This window comes from Buttiauxella sp. 3AFRM03 (assembly GCF_003675305.1).
GTDB classification, from domain to species: Bacteria; Pseudomonadota; Gammaproteobacteria; order Enterobacterales; family Enterobacteriaceae; genus Buttiauxella; species Buttiauxella ferragutiae.
Window position 1 is genome coordinate 3,511,975 of the sequence record NZ_CP033076.1, and the last position, 23,485, is coordinate 3,535,459.

Genomic DNA, 23,485 nt, shown 5'->3' on the forward strand with positions numbered 1-23,485 from the left:
AGTATCGCTAATACCTAATCTAACCAAAGGGCGGGTTTTCGCAAACCCGCACCGGGAGTGCTTTATGAATAACACTACCCAACAGATCCCGTGGTATCGCCATCTTACCAAACCGCAATGGAAAGCGTTTTCGGCAGCCTGGATTGGCTACTTACTGGATGGTTTTGATTTTGTCTTAATAGCGTTAGTACTGACTGAAATTCAAAGTGAATTTGGCCTGACGACCATTCAGGCCGCGAGTTTAATCTCGGCTGCATTTATCTCGCGCTGGTTTGGCGGCCTGGTTTTAGGGGCGATGGGCGACCGCTATGGCCGCAAACTGGCGATGATCACCAGTATCGTACTGTTTTCTTTCGGCACGCTGGCCTGTGGTTTTGCCCCAGGTTTTACCACCATGTTCTTTGCCCGACTGCTGATTGGCATGGGAATGGCGGGTGAGTACGGCTCGAGCGCTACCTATGTTATCGAAAGCTGGCCGAAACAGATGCGGAATAAAGCGAGTGGTTTTCTGATCTCCGGCTTTTCTGTTGGGGCGGTGATCGCCGCTCAGGTGTATAGCGTAGTGGTGCCTGTCTGGGGCTGGCGTGCACTGTTCTTCATCGGCATTTTGCCCATTATTTTCGCGCTCTGGCTGCGTAAAAACATCCCCGAAGCAGAAGACTGGAAAGAGAAGTTTGCCGATAAAAAGCCAACCAAAACCATGGTGGATATTCTGTATCGCGGCGAACACCGGCTTATCAATATTGGCCTGACGATTGTCGTCGCAACGGCACTTTACTTCTGCTTTGCCGGTAACCTTGGCAATGCGCTACTGATTGCAGTTCTCGGCCTGATTTGTGCGGCCATCTTCATTAGCTTTATGGTGCAAAGTAGTGGCAAACGCTGGCCGACAGGCGTCACGTTGATGATCGTCGTGTTCTTCGCCTTCCTCTACTCCTGGCCGATTCAGGCCTTACTGCCCACCTATCTGAAAACTGAACTGGCCTACGACCCTGCAACGGTGGCTCATGTTCTGTTCTTTAGTGGATTTGGTGCCGCAGTCGGTTGTTGTGTGGGTGGCTTCCTGGGCGACTGGCTAGGGACGCGCAAAGCCTATGTTTGCAGCCTGCTGGCATCACAACTGTTAATTATTCCGGTATTCGCAATTGGTGGCGGCAACATTTGGGTGCTGGGCCTGCTGCTGTTCTTACAACAAATGTTGGGGCAGGGTATTTCGGGAATATTACCTAAGCTTATCGGCGGTTATTTCGATACCGAACAGCGTGCCGCAGGGCTTGGCTTTACCTATAACGTCGGCGCGCTCGGTGGTGCACTGGCTCCGGTGATTGGCGCGACTATCGCTCAGCGCCTTGATTTAGGGACGGCGCTGGCATCACTGTCGTTCAGCCTGACGTTTGTAGTCATCCTGTTGATTGGCCTGGATATGCCATCACGTATCCAGCGTTGGATCCATCCAGAAGCGGTGCGTACTCACGATGCCATCGACGGAAAACCATTTAGTGGGGCGGTCGTTTCGGGTAGCCACAAGACTAAATTGATAGGGAACTGATATGTCACTGATTGAAAAAATGGCCCGGCAGATAGAAGTGGCAGGCGGCCTGATTGTCTCCTGCCAGCCAGTTCCTGCAAGCCCACTTGATAAGCCTGAAATCGTTGCGGCTATGGCGCTTGCGGCGGAACAAGCGGGGGCTGTCGCGCTGCGTATCGAAGGTATTGAGAATCTGAAAGCCGCGCGGGCGCTGGTTTCACTGCCGATTATCGGCATTATCAAACGCGATCTTCCCGATTCGCCGGTGCGAATTACGCCATTTCTCGAAGATGTTGACGCCCTGGCGCAAGCCGGGGCGAATATCATCGCTTTTGATGGCACCGATCGGGAGCGCCCGGTGCCAGTCAGTGAACTGTTGGCACGTATTCATCAACACGATTTGTTGGCGATGGCAGATTGTTCTTCGGTTCAGGACGGTTTTTATTGCCAGCAGCAGGGGGCTGAACTGATAGGCACCACGCTGTCTGGTTATCTAACGGCACACACGCCCAATGAGCCTGACCTTGCGTTAGTGCGGGCGTTAAGCGATGAAGGTTGTCGTGTCATTGCAGAAGGCCGTTATAACTCGCCAGAATGGGCGGCGCAGGCTATGAAGCATGGTGCATGGGCGGTGACCGTTGGCTCTGCCATTACGCGTCTGGAACACATTTGCCAGTGGTATCAGGATGCGCTGACAAAGGCGGTTAAATGACTACGCTTGCGATAGATCTCGGCGGCACAAAACTGGCCGCAGCCCTGGTGGACAGCGAACTGAATATCATCGAAAGGCGGGAGGCTATGACGCGAGCCGGCCAAAATCCCGATGCTTTACAGGCCTGTCTTACAGAACTCGTTGCTCCGCTGGCGTTACGTGCGCAGCGCGTTGCTATTGCTTCCACCGGCATTATCGAAAATGGCATGTTGACGGCTATCAACCCGGATAACCTGGGCGGGCTGGCGCATTTTCCGCTGGTCGAGGTGCTAACTCGTTTGACCCATTTACCCTGTATCGCCGTGAATGATGCGCAGGCGGCGGCGTGGGCGGAGTATCACGCACTTACAGTAGAAGCCCGCGATATGGTGTTTTTGACAGTGTCGACAGGAGTCGGCGGTGGGATTGTGAGCAACGGCCAACTGCTGGTTGGCGCAGGAGGATTAGCAGGGCACCTGGGTCATACGCTTGCCGATCCAAACGGGCCGCGCTGCGGCTGTGGGCGCAGAGGATGCGTGGAGGCTATCGCATCCGGGCGGGGCATCGCTGCTGCGGCACAAGGGGAGCTGGCAGGCTGTGATGCGAAAACGATTTTTGCTCGCGCAGCTCAAGGCGATCCCCAGGCGAATGCTCTGGTACAACGTTCCGCGCAGACCCTGGCGCGCCTGATTGCTGATGCCAAAGCGGCTACCGATTGCCAGTGTGTGGTGATTGGCGGCAGTGTCGGGCTTGCTACTGGCTATTTGCCCTTGGTTAAAGAGTTTCTCGCCCAGGAGCCGGATATCTATCACCCGCAGCTTTTCGCCGCGCATTATCAACATAACGCAGGCCTGCTAGGGGCTGCACGTTTAGCACAGGAAGCCATGCCATGATCGCCGGAGATATTTATCAGCCAGAAGCCGCAGGTTTACCCGCAGCCATTCTGAATGCACTTCGTGTTGCGTTAGCCGAACAGCCGCAGCTTAAGGAGCCGGGGAAGTACGTTCTGCAAGGCGAGGCGCTGTTTATGAACGTCATGACGTTTTCCACCCAGCATGCCGATGAGAAGAAAGCGGAACAACATCGGGAATACATCGATATTCAGGTGTTACTGGAAGGGACGGAAAGGATTTTCTATGGGAATTTTGAGAGTGCGCGTGAGTGTGAGGAATTTCATGCGGAAGAGGATTACCAGCTTTGCAACCATATTGATAAGCAACAGGTGCTAACACTCCATCCCGGTCAGTTTGCCGTATTTATGCCGCTGGAACCCCATAAGCCTGGATGTGTGGTTACGCACGTGGAGCCTATCAAGAAAGTGGTTGTCAAACTGCATCGCAGCGCGCTCGAAGCATAAAAAAGCCCGGTGATATGAATATCACCGGGCTTTTTAACATCGGCGGTTCGTTAAACTTCGAGGAAGTTCAGGATCCCATCAGCCGCTTTACGGCCTTCAGCAATGGCTGTCACCACCAGGTCAGAACCACGAACGGCATCACCACCGGCGAAGATTTTCGGGTTGCTGGTCTGGAATGGATTATCACTGCCTTCCGGTGCCAAAATACGGCCCTGGCTGTCCAGCTCAACGCTGTGTTTTTCCAGCCACTGCATAGCATGTGGACGGAAACCAAACGCCATAATCACTGCATCAGCCGGTACAACGTGCTCAGAACCGGCAACGATTTCTGGACGACGACGACCATTGGCATCCGGTGCACCCAGTTCAGTACGGGCAACTTTCACACCCGATACGCGGCCATTAGCGTTAACTTCCACACCCAGAGGCTGTACGTTGAACTGGAATTCGACACCTTCTTCACGCGCGTTTTTCACTTCGCGTTTAGAACCCGGCATGTTTTCTTCGTCGCGGCGATAAGCACAGATAACGTGCGTTGCACCCTGGCGAACAGAACTACGCACGCAGTCCATCGCGGTATCACCACCACCAAGCACCACTACGCGTTTACCTTCCATATTCACATACGGCTCTTCCGGTGAATCACCGAAGCCCATGATCTTTTTGGTATTAGCGATGAGGAATGGCAGCGCGTCAAATACGCCTGTCGCATCTTCATTCTCTAAACCACCGCGCATTGACTGATAAGTCCCTACGCCGAGGAACACGGAATCGAATTCTTTCAGCAAGTCGTCAATCTGAACATCACGGCCAACTTCAGTATTCAGCTTGAACTCAATACCCATGCCGCTAAAGATTTCACGGCGTTTGGTCATCACTTCTTTTTCCAGCTTGAACGCTGGAATACCGAAGGTCAGCAAGCCGCCGATTTCAGGATGACGGTCATACACCACCGCTTTCACACCGTTACGTGCCAGCACGTCGGCACACGCCAGCCCCGCAGGACCAGCCCCGATGATAGCGACGCGTTTGCCGGTTTGCTTCACGCCGGTCAGGTCTGGTTTCCAGCCCATCTCAATCGCTTTATCGTTGATATAGCGCTCGATATTCCCGATGGTGACGGCACCAAACTCATCGTTCAGCGTACAAGAACCTTCACACAGGCGGTCTTGTGGGCAAACACGGCCGCACACTTCCGGCAGGCTGTTTGTCTGGTGAGACAATTCAGCCGCTTCAATAATGCGCCCTTCGTTGGCCAGCTTCAGCCAATTTGGAATGTAGTTATGAACCGGGCATTTCCATTCACAGTACGGGTTACCGCAGGACAGGCAGCGGTCTGCCTGTGCTTTGGCCTGGCCTTCTGAGAACGGCTCGTAAATTTCCACAAATTCAATTTTACGGATCTTGAGCGGTTTCTTTGGCGGATCAACGCGCTGTAAGTCGATAAATTGATAAACGTTTTGACTCATCGTGACCTCTTACTGCGCCTGCACCCGCAACTCGGCGGCGCTTCGACTACGGTGACCCAACAATGCTTTGACATCACTGGACTTCGGTTTAACCAACGTGAATTTCGAGGCAAATGCCGGCCAGTTAGCCAGAATTTCTTCGCCGCGCTGGGAACCCGTCAGCTGCACATGCTCGGTAATCATACCGCGCAGGTGCTCTTCGTGAATCGCCAGCTCTTCAACGTTAATAAGCTCAACCAGCTCAGGGTTAACGCGTTTACGGAAATCACCCTCTTCATCCAGCACGTAAGCGAAACCACCGGTCATACCTGCACCGAAGTTCACGCCTGTCTTACCGATGACGCAGACAATACCACCCGTCATGTATTCACAACCGTTATCGCCAATACCTTCAACTACGGTGATTGCACCAGAGTTACGTACTGCGAAACGCTCGCCCGCACGGCCAGCAGCATACAGTTTGCCGCCAGTAGCACCGTACAAACAGGTGTTACCGATGATGGTCGCTTCGTGGCTGCGGAAGGCGGAGCCCACCGGAGGACGCAATGAAATTAAACCGCCTGCCATGCCTTTACCGACATAGTCGTTAGCATCACCAGTCAGGTGCAATTCAACGCCACCGGCATTCCACACACCGAAACTCTGCCCGGCAGTACCGCTGAAATGCGCTTTAATTGGGTCGGCAGCCAAACCCTGGTCACCGTTATGTTGCGCGATATAACCGGACAACGTGGCACCTACAGAACGGTCAGTGTTGCGGATATCAAACCAGAACGTTTTGCTCTGTTTATCGTCCACATACTGTTTCGCCTGAGCAAGCAGTTGCGCGTTCAGGTCGCCTTTATCAAATGGCGGGTTATTTTCGGTGCAGAACACCGCTTTGCCCGGCATCGGCTCGGCTGTTTTCAGCAGGTTCGACAAATCCAGGTTTTGTTGTTTGGCAGTAAATCCGTCCAGCTCTTTGAGCAAATCAGTACGGCCAATCAGGTCAACCAGGCGCTTCACGCCTAACTGCGCCATCAACTCACGGGTTTCACGAGCAATGAATTCAAAGTAGTTGGTCACTTTGAACGGCAGGCCGTGATAGTGGTTTTTACGCAGTTTTTCGTCCTGAGTTGCAACACCGGTTGCGCAGTTGTTCAGGTGGCAAATACGCAGGTATTTACAACCTAACGCCACCATCGGGCCGGTACCGAAACCAAAGCTTTCTGCGCCAAGAATCGCCGCTTTGATAATGTCTAAGCCGGTTTTCAGGCCGCCATCAACTTGCAGACGGATCTTATGACGCAGACCGTTAGCCACCAGTGCCTGTTGTGTTTCCACCAGACCCAGTTCCCATGGGCAACCGGCATATTTCACGGATGACAGCGGGCTTGCGCCTGTACCACCGTCGTACCCGGCGATAGTAATCAGGTCGGCATAAGCTTTAGCCACACCGGTTGCAATGGTGCCCACACCTGGTTCGGAAACCAGTTTGACGGAGATCATCGCTTTCGGGTTGACCTGTTTCAGGTCGAAAATCAGCTGCGCCAAATCTTCGATAGAGTAAATATCGTGATGCGGCGGAGGCGAAATCAGCGTCACGCCAGGCACGGAATAACGCAGTTTTGCGATATACGGCGTGACTTTATCACCCGGCAACTGACCACCTTCGCCAGGCTTAGCACCCTGAGCGACTTTAATCTGGATAACATCCGCATTCACCAGGTAAGCCGGAGTCACACCGAAGCGGCCAGAAGCCACCTGTTTGATACGGGACACTTTGTTGGTGCCGTAACGTGCAGGGTCTTCACCGCCTTCACCGGAGTTAGAATTGCCGCCGATGCTGTTCATCGCCTCGGCCAGTGATTCGTGCGCTTCCGGGCTTAACGCACCGATAGACATCGCCGCAGTATCGAAGCGTTTATACAGCTCAGTGGCTGGCTCAACGTCTTCGATTCTCACTGTTTCGCCTTGCGGATTCAGTGCGAGCATATCGCGCAGTGTTGCCACCGGGCGCTCGTTCACCAGCTTCGCGTACTCTTGATAATCTTTGTACTCACCGCTGTTTACGGCTTTTTGCAGCGTCTGAACCACGTCTGGGTTATAGGAGTGATATTCGCCACCGTGGACGTATTTCAGCTGACCACCCTGGTCCAGCGGCTTACGAGCAAGCCATGCGCGCTTAGACAGGTTCAGCAAATCTTGTTGGAAGTCGTTGAACCCGGCACCGCCAATGCGACTAACAACGCCCTGGAAGCACAGCTCAGAAACTTCTTTATGCAGGCCAACCGCTTCAAACAGTTTCGAGCAACGATAAGAGGCGATAGTCGAGATGCCCATTTTGGACATGATCTTGTACAGGCCCTTGTTGATGCCGTTGCGGTAGTTCTGCATTACTGCGCGGTAAGATTTTTCAATCGCGCCGTTATCGACCAGTTTCGCCAGCGTTTCGTAGGCGAGGTATGGATAGATGGCGGTGGCACCAAAGCCAAGCAGAACAGCGAAGTGGTGCGGGTCACGCGCACTTGCCGTTTCAACAATAATATTGGCATCACAACGCAGATTCTTCTCGACCAGGCGAGTCTGAATCGCACCCACTGCCATTGGCGCTGGAACCGGCAGGCGATCTTTCGCGATGTTACGGTCAGACAGCACCAGCAAAACTGTACCGTTGCGAACCATGCGTTCAGCTTCGTCGCACAGTGCGTTGACGGTTTCATGCAGCGATTGAGCGGAAGCATCGTAAGTGATGTCCAGCGTGTCGGCACGGTAGTGCTGCTCTTCAAGCGAAGTGAGCTGCTGGAAATCAGACCACAGCAGAATTGGTGATTTGAAGCTCAGGCGGTGCGCCTGGCCTTCTGCTTCACAGAAGACGTTCATTTCACGGCCAATGCTGGTCGCCAGAGACATTACGTGAGCTTCACGCAGCGGATCGATTGGCGGGTTGGTCACCTGCGCAAACTGCTGGCGGAAGTAATCGTAAATAATGCGTGGCTGGCTGGAGAGCACGGCAAACGGGGTATCATCACCCATTGAGCCGACGGCTTCCTGGCCATTTTCACCCAGCACGCGAATCACAGAATCCAGTTCTTCAACACTGTAATTGAACTGCTTCTGGAAGCTTGCCAGCGTATCGTCATCCAGTTCACGAGTACCGACTTCTTCGTCAGGCAAATCTTCAAACGGCACTAAACGACGAACGTTATTTTCCATCCACTCTTTATAAGGGTGGCGGCTTTTCAGATCGGCATCGGTTTCAGCTGAATGCAGAATGCGGCCGATACGGGTATCGATAACCATCAATTCGCCAGGACCGACGCGGCCTTTTTCGACCACTTCGTCAGGCTGGTAATCCCAGATCCCAACTTCGGATGCACAGGTAATCAGCTTATCTTTAGTAATGACGTAGCGTGCCGGACGCAGACCGTTACGGTCCAGGTTACACGCAGCGTAACGCCCGTCGGACATTACGATACCGGCCGGGCCATCCCACGGTTCCATGTGCATGGAGTTAAAGTCGAAGAAGGCACGTAGCTCCGGGTCCATGTTCGGGTTGTTCTGCCAGGCTGGTGGTACCAGCAAACGCATGGCACGAACGATGTCCATCCCGCCAGCTAATAGCAGCTCAAGCATGTTATCCATTGAGCTTGAGTCGGAACCGGTTTCGTTCACGAAAGGCGCGGCGTCATGTAAGTCCGGGATCAATGGCGTCTGGAATTTATAGGTACGCGCGCGCGCCCACTGACGGTTACCGGTGATGGTGTTGATTTCACCGTTGTGCGCCAGGTAGCGGAACGGCTGAGCCAGCGGCCAGCGTGGTACGGTGTTGGTGGAGAAACGCTGGTGGAACAAGCAAATGGCTGATTCCAGGCGTAAGTCTGCCAGGTCCAGGTAGAAGCGCGGCAAATCTGCCGGCATACACAGACCTTTATAGATGTTGACCAGGTTTGAGAGACTACAAACGTAGAAGTCTTTGTCCTGAATACGTTTTTCGATGCGGCGACGGGCGATAAACAGGCGACGTTCCATATCACGTGGGCGCCAGCCAGCCGGAGCATTAACAAAAATTTGTTCGATACGAGGTTTTGAGGAGAGGGCGATTTCACCGAGTACGTCTTCATTGGTTGGCACTTCGCGCCAGCCAACAATCGACAGGGTTTCGTTTTGCAACTCTTCTTCAACGATACGACGGCTTGCTTTAGCCAGCGCATCATCTTTATTTAAGAAAATCATGCCGACGGCATAATTTTTTGCCAAACGCCAGCCACGCTCTTCCGCAACGATTCGGAAGAAACGGTCAGGCTTTTGCAACAGCAGGCCACAACCATCACCGGTTTTACCATCGGCGAGGATTGCTCCACGGTGTTGCATTCGGGCCAGTGCGTGAATAGCAGTACGCACTACCTTGTGGCTAGGTTCGCCTTCTATGTGGGCGATCAGGCCGAAACCACAGTTATCCTTCTCAAGGGATTTATCGTACAACATATCAGTGAACCTCCCCAGGCTCTACGTGATTCCCGATACCGTTTGCGTCCAGACGCAGCAAGGGCATGGCGACGGGGTTTGCGAATCTACGCATACCGCGCGTGTCGCCCTCTTGATGTCTAACGCATCCGGTTTCACAAGTGTTGAGGACTTGCTTTAGAGGGAATCTAAATTACTGCATAAATATGATGGGCACAGAACCCACCCAGAAAGCTTCCAGCGGATTTCCAAGTTATCGGGAAAGCGCACACAGGTCAAATGGCATTCTTATTTATACGATTATGTGCTAATTGCTATTTAACATTATGAATATAAACATTTTATTATCATTTTTATCGGATTTAAGCGGCAAGAAAATCACCTGGGTATTGTGATCTCTCTCACTATCCTGGAGGCTGAAAAATTCCAGAGCGTGCTGGAGATGATGGTATTGGCAGGATCTTATGCTATCAACGCGGTGTGGCGTGTTGTATGACACTGTTTTTCACAAGGCCACATATTCTTTAAAAATAGAGGGTCAATATAAGGAAAAGTAATCATCTTGCTTGTGATTAGAATTGCACTTATTTTGCATTTATATGCAATAGATAAAGCTGCGCCAGAGCGATTGATCCAGGTCATCGCTAAAATGGGCAGAAAATGGCAGGCTACCTCCCTTTTACAGGGCGGCCCATCAGATTATGCAGTTACAGAAATTAGTCAATATGTTTGGTGGGGATCTTCAGCGTCGTTATGGTCACAAAGTCCATAAACTCACGCTGCATGGCGGTTTTAGTTGCCCAAACCGCGACGGTACTATTGGACGCGGCGGCTGTACTTTCTGCAATGTCGCTTCTTTCGCCGACGAAACCCAACAAAACCATTCTATTGCCGACCAACTCGAGCGCCAGTCACAGCTGGTAAACCGGGCAAAACACTATCTCGCTTATTTTCAGGCTTACACCAGTACGTGGGCAGAAGTGCAGGTGCTTCGCTCGATGTACCAACAAGCCGTTAGCCAGGCCAGTATTGTCGGCTTATGTGTTGGTACGCGCCCGGATTGTGTGCCGGATAGCGTGCTCGATTTGTTAAGTGAATATCATGACAAAGGTTATGAGGTCTGGTTAGAACTTGGCTTGCAGACGGCGCATGACAAAACGCTACATCGAATAAATCGTGGGCATGATTTTGCCTGTTATCAGGAAACGACACGTCGTGCCCGTGCGCGCGGCTTGAAAGTTTGCAGCCACTTGATTGTTGGCCTGCCTGGAGAAGGTCAGGAACATTGCCTGCAAACGCTGAAGCAAGTCGTTGAGACGGGCGTGGATGGCATCAAACTGCATCCACTCCATATAGTCAGCGGTAGCACGATGGCGAAAAGTTGGCAGGCAGGACGACTGCAAGGCATCGAACTGGAAGAGTATGCGACTACCGCAGGTGAGATGATTCGCCATACGCCGATCGATATTGTTTATCATCGCATATCTGCCAATGCCCGCCGTCCGACCCTGCTGGCACCGCTGTGGTGTGAGAACCGATGGACTGGAATGGGGGCAATCGATAAGTATTTGACGGAGCATGGAACACAAGGCTCGGCATTGGGTTCGCCATGGACCCCAGCAATTCTGTCGTAATCACTAAGCGTGCGGTATATTTAGCTGATTGAAGGCGAGGGAAACGTTCCATGAAGCAAATCCGGTTACTGGCACAATATTACGTTGATTTGATGGTGAAGCTCGGATTAGTGCGCTTCTCATTATTGTTGGCTTCCGCCCTGGTGGTGTTGGCTATTGTGGTGCAAATGGCCGTGACGATGTTGTTACGTGGCCAGGTTGAAAGCATTGATGTCGTCCGCTCTATCTTTTTTGGACTGCTAATTACTCCCTGGGCTGTCTATTTCCTTTCTGTGGTGGTTGAACAACTCGAAGAGTCTCGCCAAAGGCTGTCAAAACTGGTGCAGAAACTTGAAGAGATGCGCGAAAGAGACCTGAAACTTAATGTGCAGCTTAAAGACAATATTGCGCAATTAAATCAGGAAATTGCCGTTCGCGTGAAAGCAGAAGATGAGCGTCAAACTATGCTTGAGCAACTCAAAGTTGAGATGCAGGAGCGTGAAGAGACGCAAATTCAGCTTGAGCAGCAATCGTCGTTTTTACGCTCATTCCTCGATGCTTCCCCGGATCTGGTTTTCTATCGTAATGAAGATAAAGAATTTTCAGGCTGTAACCGTGCCATGGAGTTGTTGACGGGCAAAAGTGAGAAGCAACTGATCAGACTGAAGCCAGAAGAGGTCTACTCGCCAGAAGCAGCCCAAAAGGTTATCGAAACGGATGAAAAAGTGTTCCGCCATAACGTTTCGCTCACCTATGAACAGTGGCTGGATTACCCCGATGGGCGCAAAGCCTGCTTTGAAATTCGCAAAGTGCCGTATTACGACCGCGTGGGTAAGCGTCACGGTTTGATGGGCTTTGGCCGCGATATTACCGAGCGCAAGCGTTACCAGGATGCACTTGAACGCGCCAGTCGCGATAAAACCACCTTCATTTCAACCATCAGCCATGAACTGCGTACACCGCTAAATGGGATCGTCGGTTTGAGCCGTATCTTGCTCGATACCGATCTGAATCCTGAACAAACCAATTACCTCAAAACCATTCATGTATCGGCAATAACACTCGGTAATATTTTCAACGATATCATTGATATGGATAAGCTTGAACGTCGCAAAGTCCAGCTTGATAACCAGCCGATTGATTTCACTGGTTTCCTGGCTGATTTAGAGAATCTTTCCGGTTTGCAAGCACAGCAAAAAGGGCTGAAGCTGGAAATGAACTCTACGTTACCACTGCCGCATAAAGTGGTGACCGATGGAACACGTCTGCGCCAAATCCTTTGGAATCTGATCAGTAACGCCGTTAAGTTCACGCCAAAAGGAGGACTGGTTGCTGTGCGCGTGTGTTATGAAGAAGAAAACACGTTGCGCTTCGAAGTTCAGGATTCCGGCATTGGCATTCCTCAAGACGAACAGGACAAAATCTTCGCCATGTATTATCAGGTGAAAGACAGTCATGGCGGCAAACCGGCTACCGGTACGGGAATTGGCCTGGCGGTATCGCGCCGTCTGGCGAAGAGTATGGGTGGCGATATTACCGTTAGCAGCAAGCCCGGTGAAGGTTCGTTGTTTACCCTGACCGTGCAGGCACCGCGTGTTGCGGATGAAGTTGAAGATACCCTTGAAGACGATGAAATGCCGCTGCCGGCATTGCACGTCTTATTGGTTGAAGATATTGAACTCAACGTGATTGTTGCGCGTTCCGTGCTTGAGAAGCTCGGCAATAGCGTCGATGTCGCGATGACCGGTAAAGAAGCGCTAGAAAAATTCACCCCAGGGGAATATGACCTGGTGCTGTTGGACATCCAGTTACCTGATATGACGGGGCTGGATATTTCCCGGCAACTGACCACGCATTATGCGCGTGAAGATTTACCACCGCTGGTGGCATTGACTGCTAACGTATTGAAAGATAAAAAAGAGTACCTGGATGCTGGCATGGATGATGTGCTGAGCAAACCCCTCTCTGTTCCGGCGTTAATGGCGATGATCCAAAAATTCTGGGACAACCAACAGTCAGAGTCTAAGAAGGAGTCTCAAGTGCCTCAAGTTAATAGTGAAAAGCAGCAAGCATTGCTCGATATTCCAATGCTTGAGCAGTATATGGACCTCGTCGGACCAAAACTGATTACTGATGGGCTGGCGATGTTTGAAAAAATGATGCCGGGCTATCTGAGTGTACTGGACTCCAATATGACTGCTCGCGACCAGAAAGGGGTCGTGGAAGAAGGTCATAAGATTAAAGGAGCCGCAGGGTCTGTTGGGCTACGTCACTTGCAGCAAGTTGCTCAGCAAATTCAATCGCCGGACTTACCTGCATGGTCAGAAAACGTCGGTGAGTGGATTGAAGAGTTGAAACAAGAATGGCAACACGATGTTGATGTTCTGAAAGCCTGGGTGGCAAACGCTCCCAAAAAATGACCCCGGATAAACCGGGGTGCGCGAATTCTGCGCCAACACCAGGGAAAAGTCAGGTTGCGCCGTTGAGTTATAAGTCTTTATCCAAATGGCGCAGCCGATAATCTTGTGTGCTGCTCAGGCATTAAGATAGCAAATCTTAAATAGTTTGTTACATGAAACAGTAAAATGTGTGAAGCATAGCGATCAAATCATCATAACTGATGATGAAATTTGCATGATGAAAAGGAATGGCTGAATGAAGAAGATTGGTGTGGTGCTCAGTGGGTGTGGGGTCTACGACGGAAGTGAGATTCAGGAAGCTGTGATTACCCTGCTGGCTATCGCTCGGTCAGGTGCTGAAGCGGTATGTTTTGCACCCGATAAACCTCAAGCAGATGTTATTAATCACCTGACTAATAATAAGTCTATTGAGCATCGTAATGTGCTGGTTGAAGCGGCGCGAATTACTCGTGGTGCGGTAGCGCCATTAGCGCAGGCCGATGCCAGTCAACTGGATGCGCTTATTGTGCCTGGCGGTTTTGGCGCGGCGAAAAACTTATGTAATTTTGCAAGCCATGGGAGCGACTGCCAGATTGATAGCGATCTACGCCGTCTGGCTCGTGATTGCCATGCCCAGGGTAAACCACTCGGCTTTATTTGTATTGCCCCAGTGATGTTACCAAAAATTCTTGATGTGCCGGTGCGTTTGACTATCGGTACAGATATCGACACGGCAGAAGTCGTTGAAGAAATGGGGGCCGAACATGTTCCGTGCCCGGTTGACGATATTGTGGTTGATGAAGAACACAAAGTGGTGACCACGCCTGCTTATATGCTGGCGACCCGTATCGATGAAGCCGCAATGGGTATCGAAAAGCTGGTGGCCCGTGTCGTGGATATGACTGCATGAAGAAAGGGCGTATCGCGCTCTTGAGCTTTTTCAAGCGCTGGCTGTTGCGTGGTCTACTGGCACTGGCGGGAATTTGGCTGGCCGGGATAATCCTGTTTAGTTTTATGCCGGTGCCGTTTTCAGCAGTGATGGTCGAGCGGCAGTTTAGTGCCTGGTTCAGCGGTGATTTTAGTTATGTTGCGCACTCGGATTGGGTGAGCATGGACGAGATCTCGCCGTGGATGGGGCTGGCGGTGATTGCGGCAGAAGACCAGAAATTCCCTGATCACTGGGGGTTTGATGTAACGGCAATTGAAAAAGCTATTGCACATAATGAGCGAAATGAAAATCGCGTTCGTGGTGCATCCACACTCTCTCAGCAAACGGCGAAAAACCTATTCCTGTGGGATGGTCGTAGTTATCTGCGCAAAGGCCTGGAAGCGGGATTGACCCTTGGCATGGAAGTGGTCTGGACTAAACGCCGCATCCTGGCGGTTTACCTGAATATCGCGGAGTTTGGTGATGGGGTTTTTGGTGTGGAAGCCGCCTCGCAGCGCTATTTCCATAAACCTGCCAGCCGCCTTACGGCATCAGAAGCAGCACTTCTCGCAGCCGTTCTCCCTAATCCCATCCGCTTTAAAGCGAATGCTCCTTCCGGTTATGTACACCAGCGTCAGCAATGGATTTTGCGCCAGATGCGCCAGCTAGGTGGCGAATCGTTTATGGCGCAGCATGAGTTGAAGTGAGTTAATTAGTCTTCGTCAAAACCGGCATTGAATAGCGCGATAACGGCGTTCAATGCCTGTTCTTCTTCGGGGCCAGTGACTTCAATTTCAATGTGACCCCCTTTAGCAGAATCCAGCATCAGCAATGCAATGACGCTATTGGCTTCAGCTTCCGTGCCAGCCTCGTTGCGCAGCATCACTTCGGCGTCAAAGCTTTGTACCAGTTCGAACAGCTTCATCGCTGGGCGTGCGTGCATGCCCAGTTTGTTGGTTATCTCAACGGTCTGTTTTACGGTCATGTTTTACGTTTTTCCAGCGTGCGGTGACGGGATTGCACGTTCTTGCCGCGTGAACGGAAATAATCTGCCAACTGTTCAGCGATATAAACTGAACGGTGTTTACCGCCGGTACAGCCAATCGCCACAGTTAGATAGCTGCGGTTATTGGTTTCCAGCATAGGTAACCATAGCTCAAGATAGCTACGCGTCTGGTAGATAAAATTGTGGACTTCGGTATGACGGTCGAGGAACGCAGCAACAGGTCTGTCCAGACCGGTCATCGGGCGCAGCTTCGGGTCCCAGTGCGGGTTTGGCAGGAAGCGCACATCGAACACGTAATCCGCATCAATCGGAATACCATGTTTAAAGCCAAAGGACTCGAACACCATTGTCAGCTCACGTTCACGTTTACCAAGCAAACGGGTACGCAGCATTTCCGCGAGCTCATGCACCGACATCTCAGAGGTGTCGATGATCAGATCGGCTCTGGATTTCAATGGCTCCAGCAAGTCACTTTCTTCATCTATCGCACTTTCCAGCGAGAGATTTTTACTGGAAAGCGGGTGCAAGCGGCGCGTGTCACTATAACGACGAATCAGCGTGTTGCGATCGGCATCAAGGAACAACAATTGTGGTGAGAATGAGTCAGGCAGATTGGTCATTGCCTGTTCAAAGATCTCCGGATTTTCCGGCATGTTACGCACGTCGATGCTGACTGCCGCAGAAATTTGGCGTTCTGCGAGGGTTTTAGCAAGATCAGGTAATAGCACCACTGGTAGGTTATCTACACAGTAGAATCCCATATCTTCTAGTGCACGCAAGGCTACAGACTTCCCTGAACCAGAGCGGCCGCTGACAATCATCAGCACCATGTTTTCACTCCCCCAACTTTTCTTGCTGCGGCATACCCGTGACCGCAGCCAGATTATTCACTTTCACTACCTTGTTCTGTTTCGGTAATGATCTGATAAAGCTCTTCATCGCTCTGTGCAGAACGCAGGCGGCGGCAAATCGTTTTGTCAGCCAGACGTTTTGCTACCAGAGACAAAGTATGTAAGTGCGTTTTTGTTTGATCCGCAGGAACAAGCAGCGCAAACATCAGGTCAACCGGTTGGTTATCGATGGCGTCAAAAGCGATAGGGGTTTCCAGTTTAATAAACACCCCAACGGCACGAGTCGTATCTTCTTCCAGTTTCCCATGGGGAATGGCGATGCCATTTCCGATACCGGTACTGCCCATGCGTTCGCGCGTCAATACAGCCTCAAATACCACTTGTGGTGGCAGGCCGAGCTGTTTTGCTGCCAGTTCACTGATGATTTCCAGTGCACGCTTTTTACTCTGGCAATGTACGTTGGTACGGGTACATTCCTTGTTCAGGACTTGACTAAGTTGTAGAGCAGAATCGTTGTTCATCATAAGTTCACCTAAGCACCCTGTTATGCTAACGGCTCGTTACTCCACGCAACGAGCCGTCTTTACCCTTCATACTTCAAGTTGCATATGCGTTGGCTTCCTCGCTCACCCCAGTCACTTACCAGAGTAAGCTCATGGGGATTCACTGTGTAGCCGCCTTTCTGCAACTCGAATTATTTTGGGTAACTGCTTATACAGTTGCCCGGATTATCAGTGTTGTTTTAGTTTATCTTTATGTTTGGTTAACTGGCGAGCCAGTTTATCAATCAGACCGTCAATCGCCGCATACATATCCTGCCCTTCCGCGCTGGCATGAATTTCACCACCATTTACATGAAGCGTTGAATCGGCAATATGCGTGACTTTTTCCACTTTTAACACAATATAGACTTGGTTAATTCTATCGAAGTACTGCTCCAGTTTGGCAAACTTCGTACTCACAAATTCGCGCAGTGCGTCAGTGATTTCGACGTTATGTCCTGTAATGTTGAGCTGCATAGTGTCTTCCTTATCGGTTAAGTCAAACCAACTGTTTACGCTGATTTGACGGTGGTATGGATAAAGACTCTCGGTACTTCGCAACAGTGCGGCGTGCCACCATGATCCCCTGATCCGATAGCATAGTCGTTAACTTGCTATCACTCAGTGGTTTCGCAGGGTTTTCCGCAGCAATTAATTTCTTCACTAATGCACGAATTGCCGTCGAGGAGGCTTCACCTCCACCTTCGGTATTAACGTGGCTTGAGAAGAAATACTTCAATTCAAAAATGCCGCGTGGGCTATGTAAATATTTTTGCGTGGTCACTCGGGAAATGGTCGATTCATGCATTTCTACGACCTGAGCGATATCAGCAAGCACCATCGGTTTCATGTGCTCTTCGCCGTGTTCAAAAAAGCCTTGTTGCTGTTCAACGATACAGCGACTGACGCGCAGCAGCGTGTCGTTCCGGCTTTCCAGGCTCTTAATCAGCCACTTTGCTTCTTGCAGATTACTGCGAATAAATTGCGAGTCGCTGTCATTGCGGGCACTGGTGCCCATTGCAGCATACTGCTGGTTTATTTTCAGACGAGGGAGGCTGTCGGCATTGAGTTCTACAGTCCAGTGACCTTGCGTTTTTTTCACCAGAACATCCGGTATGACATATTCCGGTTCACCGGTCTGAATGGATTGCCCTGGGCGTGGGTCAAGAGACTGAATCAGGCACATTGCCTCTTTCAGCACCTCTTCTTTCAGACGGGTGACGCGCATCAGGCTGCGGAAGTCATGGTTAGCGAGCAGATCCAGGTGATCGCTGACAATCAAGCTGGCTTCGGTTAACCATGGCGTTTCGCGAGCGAACTGTGAAAGCTGTATGAGCAGGCAATCGCGTAGATCACGTGCGGCAACACCCACAGGATCGAAGCGTTGAACGCGTTTGAGTACGGCTTCCACTTCGTCGAGGGTGATTTCGTCATCACCCATGCTTTCCAGAATTTCTTCCAGAGAAACTGTGAGATAACCCATTTCGTCAACGGCATCGACAATAGAGGTCGCAATTGCTGTGTCAGTATCTGAAAACGGGGTGAGATCAACCTGCCACATCAGATAATCCTGAAGAGACTGGGTCGTTTCCCCCTGATAAACCGGCAATTCGTCGTCGATATAATCGCTTCCGGTTCCTGATGGAGTGCCTGCGGTGTAGATTTCGTCCCAACTGGTATCCAGCGGTAACTCGTCAGGCATTTCTTTTTGCTCAAGCGCCTCACGGGTATCTAATGCTTCGTTTTCACGTACTTCCTGAGTTTCAACTTCTTCATGCAGATCGGTTTGCTCAAGCAGTGGGTTACTTTCCAGTGCTTGCTGAAGTTCTTGCTGTAGCTCTAACGTCGAAAGTTGCAACAGACGAATTGCCTGCTGTAACTGGGGAGTCATAGCAAGTTGTTGGCTAAGCCGTAATTGCAAACCTTGCTTCATATTCAGAGCGAGCTTCCTCAGGTTATACTCGTCATACTTCGAGCTGCAGGGGTGTTGACTGCACTCCTTCACCCCAGTCACTTACTCAAGTAAGCTCCTGGGATGAACTCCCTTGTCGCCTACCTGCAACTCGAATTATTTTGAGTATAAATATTATAATTTTTACTACCCTATCAGAGTCTGAACTCTTCGCCCAGATACACGCGCTTAACATGCTCGTCTTCCAGGATTTCGGCTGGAGTGCCATGGGCGATTAAATGGCCCTGGCTTACGATGTAGGCACGTTCACAAACAGCCAGCGTTTCGCGTACGTTATGGTCAGTAATCAACACCCCGAGCCCACTGTCGCGCAGATGCTCAATGATTCGCTTGATGTCGATGACGGATATTGGGTCAACACCAGCAAAAGGTTCATCCAGAAGAATAAATTTTGGATTTGCGGCTAATGCTCGGGCAATTTCGACACGACGACGCTCGCCACCAGACAATGACTGCCCGAGGTTATTACGCAAATGTTCGATGTGGAATTCTTCCATCAGCTCATTAGCGCGGTCATCACGCTGCTCAACAGAAAGATCGTCACGGATTTGCAGCACAGCCATTAAGTTATCGAACACACTTAAACGGCGGAAAATAGACGCTTCTTGCGGTAAGTAGCCGATACCTCGACGAGCACGAGCATGAAGTGGCAGAAGGCTGATGTCTTCATCATCAATAATAATGTTGCCGGCGTCACGCGGCACAATGCCAACCACCATGTAAAAGGTAGTGGTTTTCCCGGCACCGTTTGGGCCAAGTAACCCGACAATTTCACCCGACTTAACAGCCAGGCTGACATCTTCAACGACGCGGCGGCCTTTGTAGGCTTTGGCGAGATTTTTTGCAATTAAAGTAGCCATAACGAATTAGTTACTCTTTTTCTGCGCAGGGGCTGGTGCCGGAGCCTGGCCGTCTTTTTTCTGCAGTTGAGAAGGGACCAGAACGGTGGTGACACGTTTACCTTTTTCGCTAAAGGCCTGCATCTTCTGTTCTTTCACCAGATAAGTAATTTTGTCGCCTTTGATATTGCTGTCGACCTGCTCGAGATAAGCATTACCGGTCAGAACTACAAAGTCGTTTTGCAACTCATAGTGCATGGTCGCTGAGTGGCCGCTAACGGGTTTACCGCTATCTTGCATCTGATAGAACGTGGCTGGATTACCATAACCATCAATGACTTCTTTGCCTTCTTCGCCGCCAGGACGAGTCACAACCACTTTGTCGGCGTTAATTTTGATACTGCCTTGTGTCACGATCACATTGCCAGTGAAGGTGACGACGTTGCCCTGCATATCCAGCGACTGTTGGTCAGATTCAATGTGAATCGGCTGATCGGTATCACCGGTCAACGCAAATGCCGAAAAACTAGCGGCTAAAAGCGTACTGGTTAGTACTAAATTACGGCTGAGTTTGTTTATTTTGGATTTCATAGGATGTTCTAACCTTTTCAATCAGCTCGGCATTTTTGCTGCGTAAATTTCCACGCATTTTGAGGCCGGTGGAGTTAAAGCTGGTTCCATACAAGGTTACCTGGTCATCAGAGGCAACATCCTGAGTGACTAAATTAACCTGCGCATTGTCCGTGGTAATTTTGCGTAGCTGAGAATCCGGCGTCAGAGCCGTCAGCACCACATTCCCATACAAATACAGCATCCGATCGTTAGTAAGTTTGGCGCGATCCGCTCGTAAAGACCAGGTTGCCACTTTGTTTTCGTCATACTGCGTCATCACCGGGTTGGTAAACCACGAAATAGCAGTCTCAGAAAAATATTCAACGTGTTCCGAAACCAGCCGATAATTCAGAGCCCCTTCAGGACTGTAGGCGAGCGTCGTGGAATGTTCACTTTGATAGGTTGGCTCGTTGCTGTTTACCGTCGGTGTAGCAACGGGGTCTTTATCGACCAGATTTAAGCCAATCAACACTAATGCCAGCAATGAAAGCAGGATGATAACCCAACGTCTGGTCTTACTCATATAGATAGCCCTTTGGCCTCATCAAGCTTTCCTTGTGCCAGTAACAGAAGATCACAGACTTCGCGAACCGCCCCACGTCCGCCAGCAATACGTGTAACGTAGTCGGCACGAGGAATCAGTAAAGGATGAGCGTCGGAAACCGCTACACTCAAACCCACTTTTGCCATCACTGGCCAGTCGATTAAATCATCACCAACGTAAGCAACATGTTCCGCGGGGATGGCGAGCTTATCTAATAGATCGTGAAAAGCCAAAAGCTTGTCAGATTGCCCTTGATAGAGATGGGTAATCCCGAGTGTTGCGCATCGGTCTTCAAGTAGCTTTGCTTTGCGGCCGGTAATAATCGCGACTTCGATGTCGGAAGTCAGTACGCAGCGAATTCCGTAACCGTCACGCACGTTGAATGCTTTCAGCTCTTCGCCGCTATTACCCATGTAAATCAGGCCATCAGACATGACACCGTCAACATCTAAAATAAGCAGGCGCACGTTTTCTGCCCGCTCCATCACGCGCGTGCTCACCGGGCCATAACAGGTGGCAAGTGACGCTTCATGGTTACTCATTAAGGCTAATCCTTTGTTAAACCACGCCAGCGCGTAGCATGTCATGCATATGTACCACACCGAGAAGTTGGTCGCCATCTGCAACCAATACCGAGGTAATGTGGCGAGATTGCATCAAATTGAGCGCATCCACAGCCAGTAGTGATGGACGGACCCTAATTCCACCGACAGTCATGACATCTGCGATATTCAGAGAGTGGAGGTCAACGCCCATATCAAAGACGCGTCGTAAATCGCCATCGGTGAAGATCCCTTCGATTTTCATCAGGGAGTCACAGATTACGGTCATACCCATATTTTTACGCGTAATTTCCAGTAGAGCATCGCGCAAGGACGCATCTTTACTGACATGAGGGATCTCATCACCGCTGTGCATGATATCGCTGACGCGTAGTAACAGTTTACGACCCAATGCGCCGCCTGGGTGAGAAAGTGCAAAATCTTCTGCAGTAAAGCCGCGAGCTTTAAGCAACGCAACGGCAAGGGCGTCACCCATAACCAGTGTTGCTGTGGTGCTGGAGGTTGGAGCCAGACCAAGAGGGCAGGCTTCTTGCGGGACTTTGACACACAAATGGATATCTGCCGCTTTACCCATAGAGCTATCCGGGCGGCTGGTGATGCAAATGAGCGGCACCTGTAAGCGCTTGAGAACGGGAATCAATGCCTGAATTTCGTTTGATTCGCCGGAGTTTGAAATCGCGATAACAATATCCTGGGGGCTCACCATTCCGAGATCGCCGTGGCTTGCTTCACCAGGGTGGACGAAAAATGAAGGTGTGCCGGTGCTGGCAAACGTTGCCGCCATCTTTTTACCGATGTGACCAGACTTACCCATGCCCATTACGACAACTTTACCCTGGCAATAAAACATTTTTTCACAGGCTGCCGAGAAGTCTGTGTTGATGTATTGCTCAAGTTGATCCAGGCCTTCACGTTCGATCTTCAGGACTTCTTTGCCTGCTTGCTGAAAGTCAAAACCCGGTTGTAAATCTATCTGTGACATAATTTCCGTTCCGTTTTACCCAACGACCGGTGATGCAACAAACCACAGCACCACAATCCATACGAAGAAACTACATGTTAACAGAGCGCCTGCTGTCTTGCCGATAGAGCGAGGCTTTCGCCAGCAAAGTACGGCGAAAATGACACTGACGACCAACATCACCCAATAGTCACGTGCAAAGACAAGTGGGTCGATTTCACCTGGTGCGATTAGCGCAGGAATGCCCATTACCAGAACAATATTGAAAATGTTTGAGCCAATAATATTACCAATCGCAATATCATCTTCGCCTTTACGGGCACCCGCGATGGTGGTGGCAAGTTCAGGCAGGCTAGTGCCAACCGAAATAATCGTCAGGCCAATCACTAACTCACTCACGCCAAAATAGTGCGCCAACACACTGGCGTTATCGATAACCATGCGTGTGGCCATCGGCATAATAATTAGGGCAACAGCGAGCCATAAAAATGCGACGGGGCGGTTTCCTTCTCGAGGAAGCTCTGCCAACTGTTCACGGGTCAGTTTGTCGGCACCTTCATTTCCGGCAAGGCGCGTTATTTTAATCGTAAACAGCAGATACGCCACTGATACCGTAATCAAAATAACACCATCAACAACGCTTAGCTGGTTGTCAAAAAGCAGCCAGCCAATAATTGCGCTGACAACTAACATTAGGGGTAACTCGCGCCGTAGAATATCGGAATTCACGGTAAATGGATGCAAAAGAGCCGCTAAGCCAAGAATTAACAAAATATTGGTGATATTTGAGCCTAACGCGGTCCCTACCGCTAAATCCAACTGACCATGCAGGGCTGCAGAACTGGCGACGATGAGCTCTGGTAGTGAAGTGCCAATACTGACCACAGTCAAACCGATTAGCAGTGGTGGAACCCCAAAACTGCGACAAAGTATTGATGCGGCAAACACTAATCGGTCAGCGCCATAGACGACCAAAAGCAAACCAATAATTAACAGAGCTGTAGCTAACAGCATGCAGAATCCTTAATTCAGGTATAATCGCCGGTCTTGTGCTGTGAAAGTACCGGCAGAGCATACAGTTCTGTAGGGCCGGGCATGATTCTTAATTCTGACTTTATGTGGCAGAAAAGTAAAACAAATGCCAGTTTTCGCTAATCAGGACGG

The 23,485-nt window shown here is 50.7% G+C and carries 21 protein-coding genes; 8 read left to right on the top strand and 13 right to left on the bottom strand.

Annotated elements, in window-relative coordinates:
- Window positions 1-64 precede the first annotated feature (64 nt).
- From D8682_RS17920 to nanQ, 4 genes are read left to right on the top strand one after another with little or no spacing between them, the layout of a single operon-like run.
- A complete protein-coding gene (locus tag D8682_RS17920) occupies window positions 65-1,549 on the top strand; it encodes an MFS transporter (protein WP_121814807.1) in 1,485 nt (494 codons plus the stop codon).
- A 1-nt stretch (window position 1,550) separates the two neighbouring features.
- Window positions 1,551-2,240, top strand: a complete 690-nt coding sequence (locus tag D8682_RS17925; protein WP_121814808.1) for an N-acetylmannosamine-6-phosphate 2-epimerase — start codon at window positions 1,551-1,553, stop codon at window positions 2,238-2,240.
- Complete coding sequence (locus D8682_RS17930; protein WP_121814809.1) at window positions 2,237-3,112, top strand: N-acetylmannosamine kinase; 876 nt, start codon at window positions 2,237-2,239, stop codon at window positions 3,110-3,112. Before D8682_RS17925 ends, D8682_RS17930 begins: the two co-directional genes overlap by 4 nt.
- Window positions 3,109-3,576, top strand: coding sequence for an N-acetylneuraminate anomerase (gene nanQ / locus D8682_RS17935; protein ID WP_121814810.1), 468 nt, complete (start codon window positions 3,109-3,111; stop codon window positions 3,574-3,576). Before D8682_RS17930 ends, nanQ begins: the two co-directional genes overlap by 4 nt.
- Before the next feature lie 50 nt (window positions 3,577-3,626).
- On the opposite strand, the gene D8682_RS17940 is transcribed toward nanQ, so the two are convergent.
- Both D8682_RS17940 and gltB read right to left on the bottom strand, forming a co-directional pair.
- On the bottom strand, window positions 3,627-5,045 hold the full coding sequence (locus D8682_RS17940; RefSeq protein WP_064543090.1) for a glutamate synthase small subunit: 1,419 nt from the start codon (window positions 5,043-5,045) through the stop codon (window positions 3,627-3,629).
- A gap of 9 nt (window positions 5,046-5,054) precedes the next feature.
- The gene (gene gltB / locus D8682_RS17945) at window positions 5,055-9,512 is read right to left on the bottom strand and encodes a glutamate synthase large subunit (protein WP_121814811.1); all 4,458 of its coding nucleotides are present in this window, start codon (window positions 9,510-9,512) and stop codon (window positions 5,055-5,057) included.
- A 680-nt stretch (window positions 9,513-10,192) separates the two neighbouring features.
- On the opposite strand from gltB, the gene D8682_RS17950 reads away from it, so the two are divergent.
- The 4 genes from D8682_RS17950 to mtgA all read left to right on the top strand — a co-directional run bounded on the left by D8682_RS17950 (window position 10,193) and on the right by mtgA (window position 15,138).
- On the top strand, window positions 10,193-11,125 hold the full coding sequence (locus D8682_RS17950; protein WP_121814812.1) for a TIGR01212 family radical SAM protein: 933 nt from the start codon (window positions 10,193-10,195) through the stop codon (window positions 11,123-11,125).
- Between the two features lie 50 nt (window positions 11,126-11,175).
- Window positions 11,176-13,524, top strand: a complete 2,349-nt coding sequence (arcB, locus tag D8682_RS17955; RefSeq protein WP_064543094.1) for an aerobic respiration two-component sensor histidine kinase ArcB — start codon at window positions 11,176-11,178, stop codon at window positions 13,522-13,524.
- Window positions 13,525-13,759: 235 nt separating this feature from the next.
- Entirely contained in the window at window positions 13,760-14,413 is a 654-nt protein-coding gene (gene elbB / locus D8682_RS17960; protein ID WP_121814813.1) for an isoprenoid biosynthesis glyoxalase ElbB, read from the top strand.
- Window positions 14,410-15,138, top strand: a complete 729-nt coding sequence (gene mtgA / locus D8682_RS17965) for a monofunctional biosynthetic peptidoglycan transglycosylase (protein WP_121814814.1) — start codon at window positions 14,410-14,412, stop codon at window positions 15,136-15,138. The genes elbB and mtgA overlap by 4 nt, the downstream gene beginning before the upstream one ends.
- Window positions 15,139-15,143: 5 nt before the next feature.
- Here the strand turns inward: mtgA and npr are convergent, their stop codons facing one another.
- The 11 genes from npr to D8682_RS18020 form a co-directional block, all read right to left on the bottom strand.
- Window positions 15,144-15,416 (bottom strand): PTS phosphocarrier protein NPr, encoded by a 273-nt coding sequence (npr, locus tag D8682_RS17970; protein ID WP_064543100.1) that lies wholly within the window; start codon window positions 15,414-15,416, stop codon window positions 15,144-15,146.
- A complete protein-coding gene (gene rapZ / locus D8682_RS17975) occupies window positions 15,413-16,267 on the bottom strand; it encodes an RNase adapter RapZ (protein WP_120064597.1) in 855 nt (284 codons plus the stop codon). The genes npr and rapZ overlap by 4 nt, the downstream gene beginning before the upstream one ends.
- Window positions 16,268-16,320: 53 nt before the next feature.
- Window positions 16,321-16,812, bottom strand: a complete 492-nt coding sequence (gene ptsN / locus D8682_RS17980) for a PTS IIA-like nitrogen regulatory protein PtsN (protein WP_064543104.1) — start codon at window positions 16,810-16,812, stop codon at window positions 16,321-16,323.
- A 207-nt stretch (window positions 16,813-17,019) separates the two neighbouring features.
- A complete protein-coding gene (hpf, locus tag D8682_RS17985; protein ID WP_064543106.1) occupies window positions 17,020-17,307 on the bottom strand; it encodes a ribosome hibernation promoting factor in 288 nt (95 codons plus the stop codon).
- 22 nt (window positions 17,308-17,329) lie between these two features.
- Window positions 17,330-18,763: an RNA polymerase factor sigma-54 gene (gene rpoN / locus D8682_RS17990; RefSeq protein WP_064543108.1), complete on the bottom strand. Its 1,434-nt coding sequence runs from the start codon at window positions 18,761-18,763 to the stop codon at window positions 17,330-17,332.
- Window positions 18,764-18,936: 173 nt separating this feature from the next.
- Window positions 18,937-19,662 carry an LPS export ABC transporter ATP-binding protein gene (gene lptB, locus D8682_RS17995; RefSeq protein ID WP_064543110.1) on the bottom strand — a complete coding sequence of 242 codons (726 nt, stop codon included), beginning with the start codon at window positions 19,660-19,662 and terminating at the stop codon, window positions 18,937-18,939.
- Window positions 19,663-19,668: 6 nt separating this feature from the next.
- On the bottom strand, window positions 19,669-20,232 hold the full coding sequence (gene lptA, locus D8682_RS18000; protein ID WP_064543111.1) for a lipopolysaccharide ABC transporter substrate-binding protein LptA: 564 nt from the start codon (window positions 20,230-20,232) through the stop codon (window positions 19,669-19,671).
- Complete coding sequence (gene lptC / locus D8682_RS18005; protein WP_064543113.1) at window positions 20,201-20,776, bottom strand: LPS export ABC transporter periplasmic protein LptC; 576 nt, start codon at window positions 20,774-20,776, stop codon at window positions 20,201-20,203. Before lptC ends, lptA begins: the two co-directional genes overlap by 32 nt.
- A complete protein-coding gene (kdsC, locus tag D8682_RS18010; RefSeq protein WP_064543115.1) occupies window positions 20,773-21,339 on the bottom strand; it encodes a 3-deoxy-manno-octulosonate-8-phosphatase KdsC in 567 nt (188 codons plus the stop codon). Before kdsC ends, lptC begins: the two co-directional genes overlap by 4 nt.
- 16 nt (window positions 21,340-21,355) lie before the next feature.
- Complete coding sequence (kdsD, locus tag D8682_RS18015) at window positions 21,356-22,342, bottom strand: arabinose-5-phosphate isomerase KdsD (protein ID WP_064543117.1); 987 nt, start codon at window positions 22,340-22,342, stop codon at window positions 21,356-21,358.
- A 15-nt stretch (window positions 22,343-22,357) separates the two neighbouring features.
- Window positions 22,358-23,335, bottom strand: coding sequence for a calcium/sodium antiporter (locus D8682_RS18020; protein WP_064543119.1), 978 nt, complete (start codon window positions 23,333-23,335; stop codon window positions 22,358-22,360).
- Window positions 23,336-23,485: the final 150 nt, after the last annotated feature.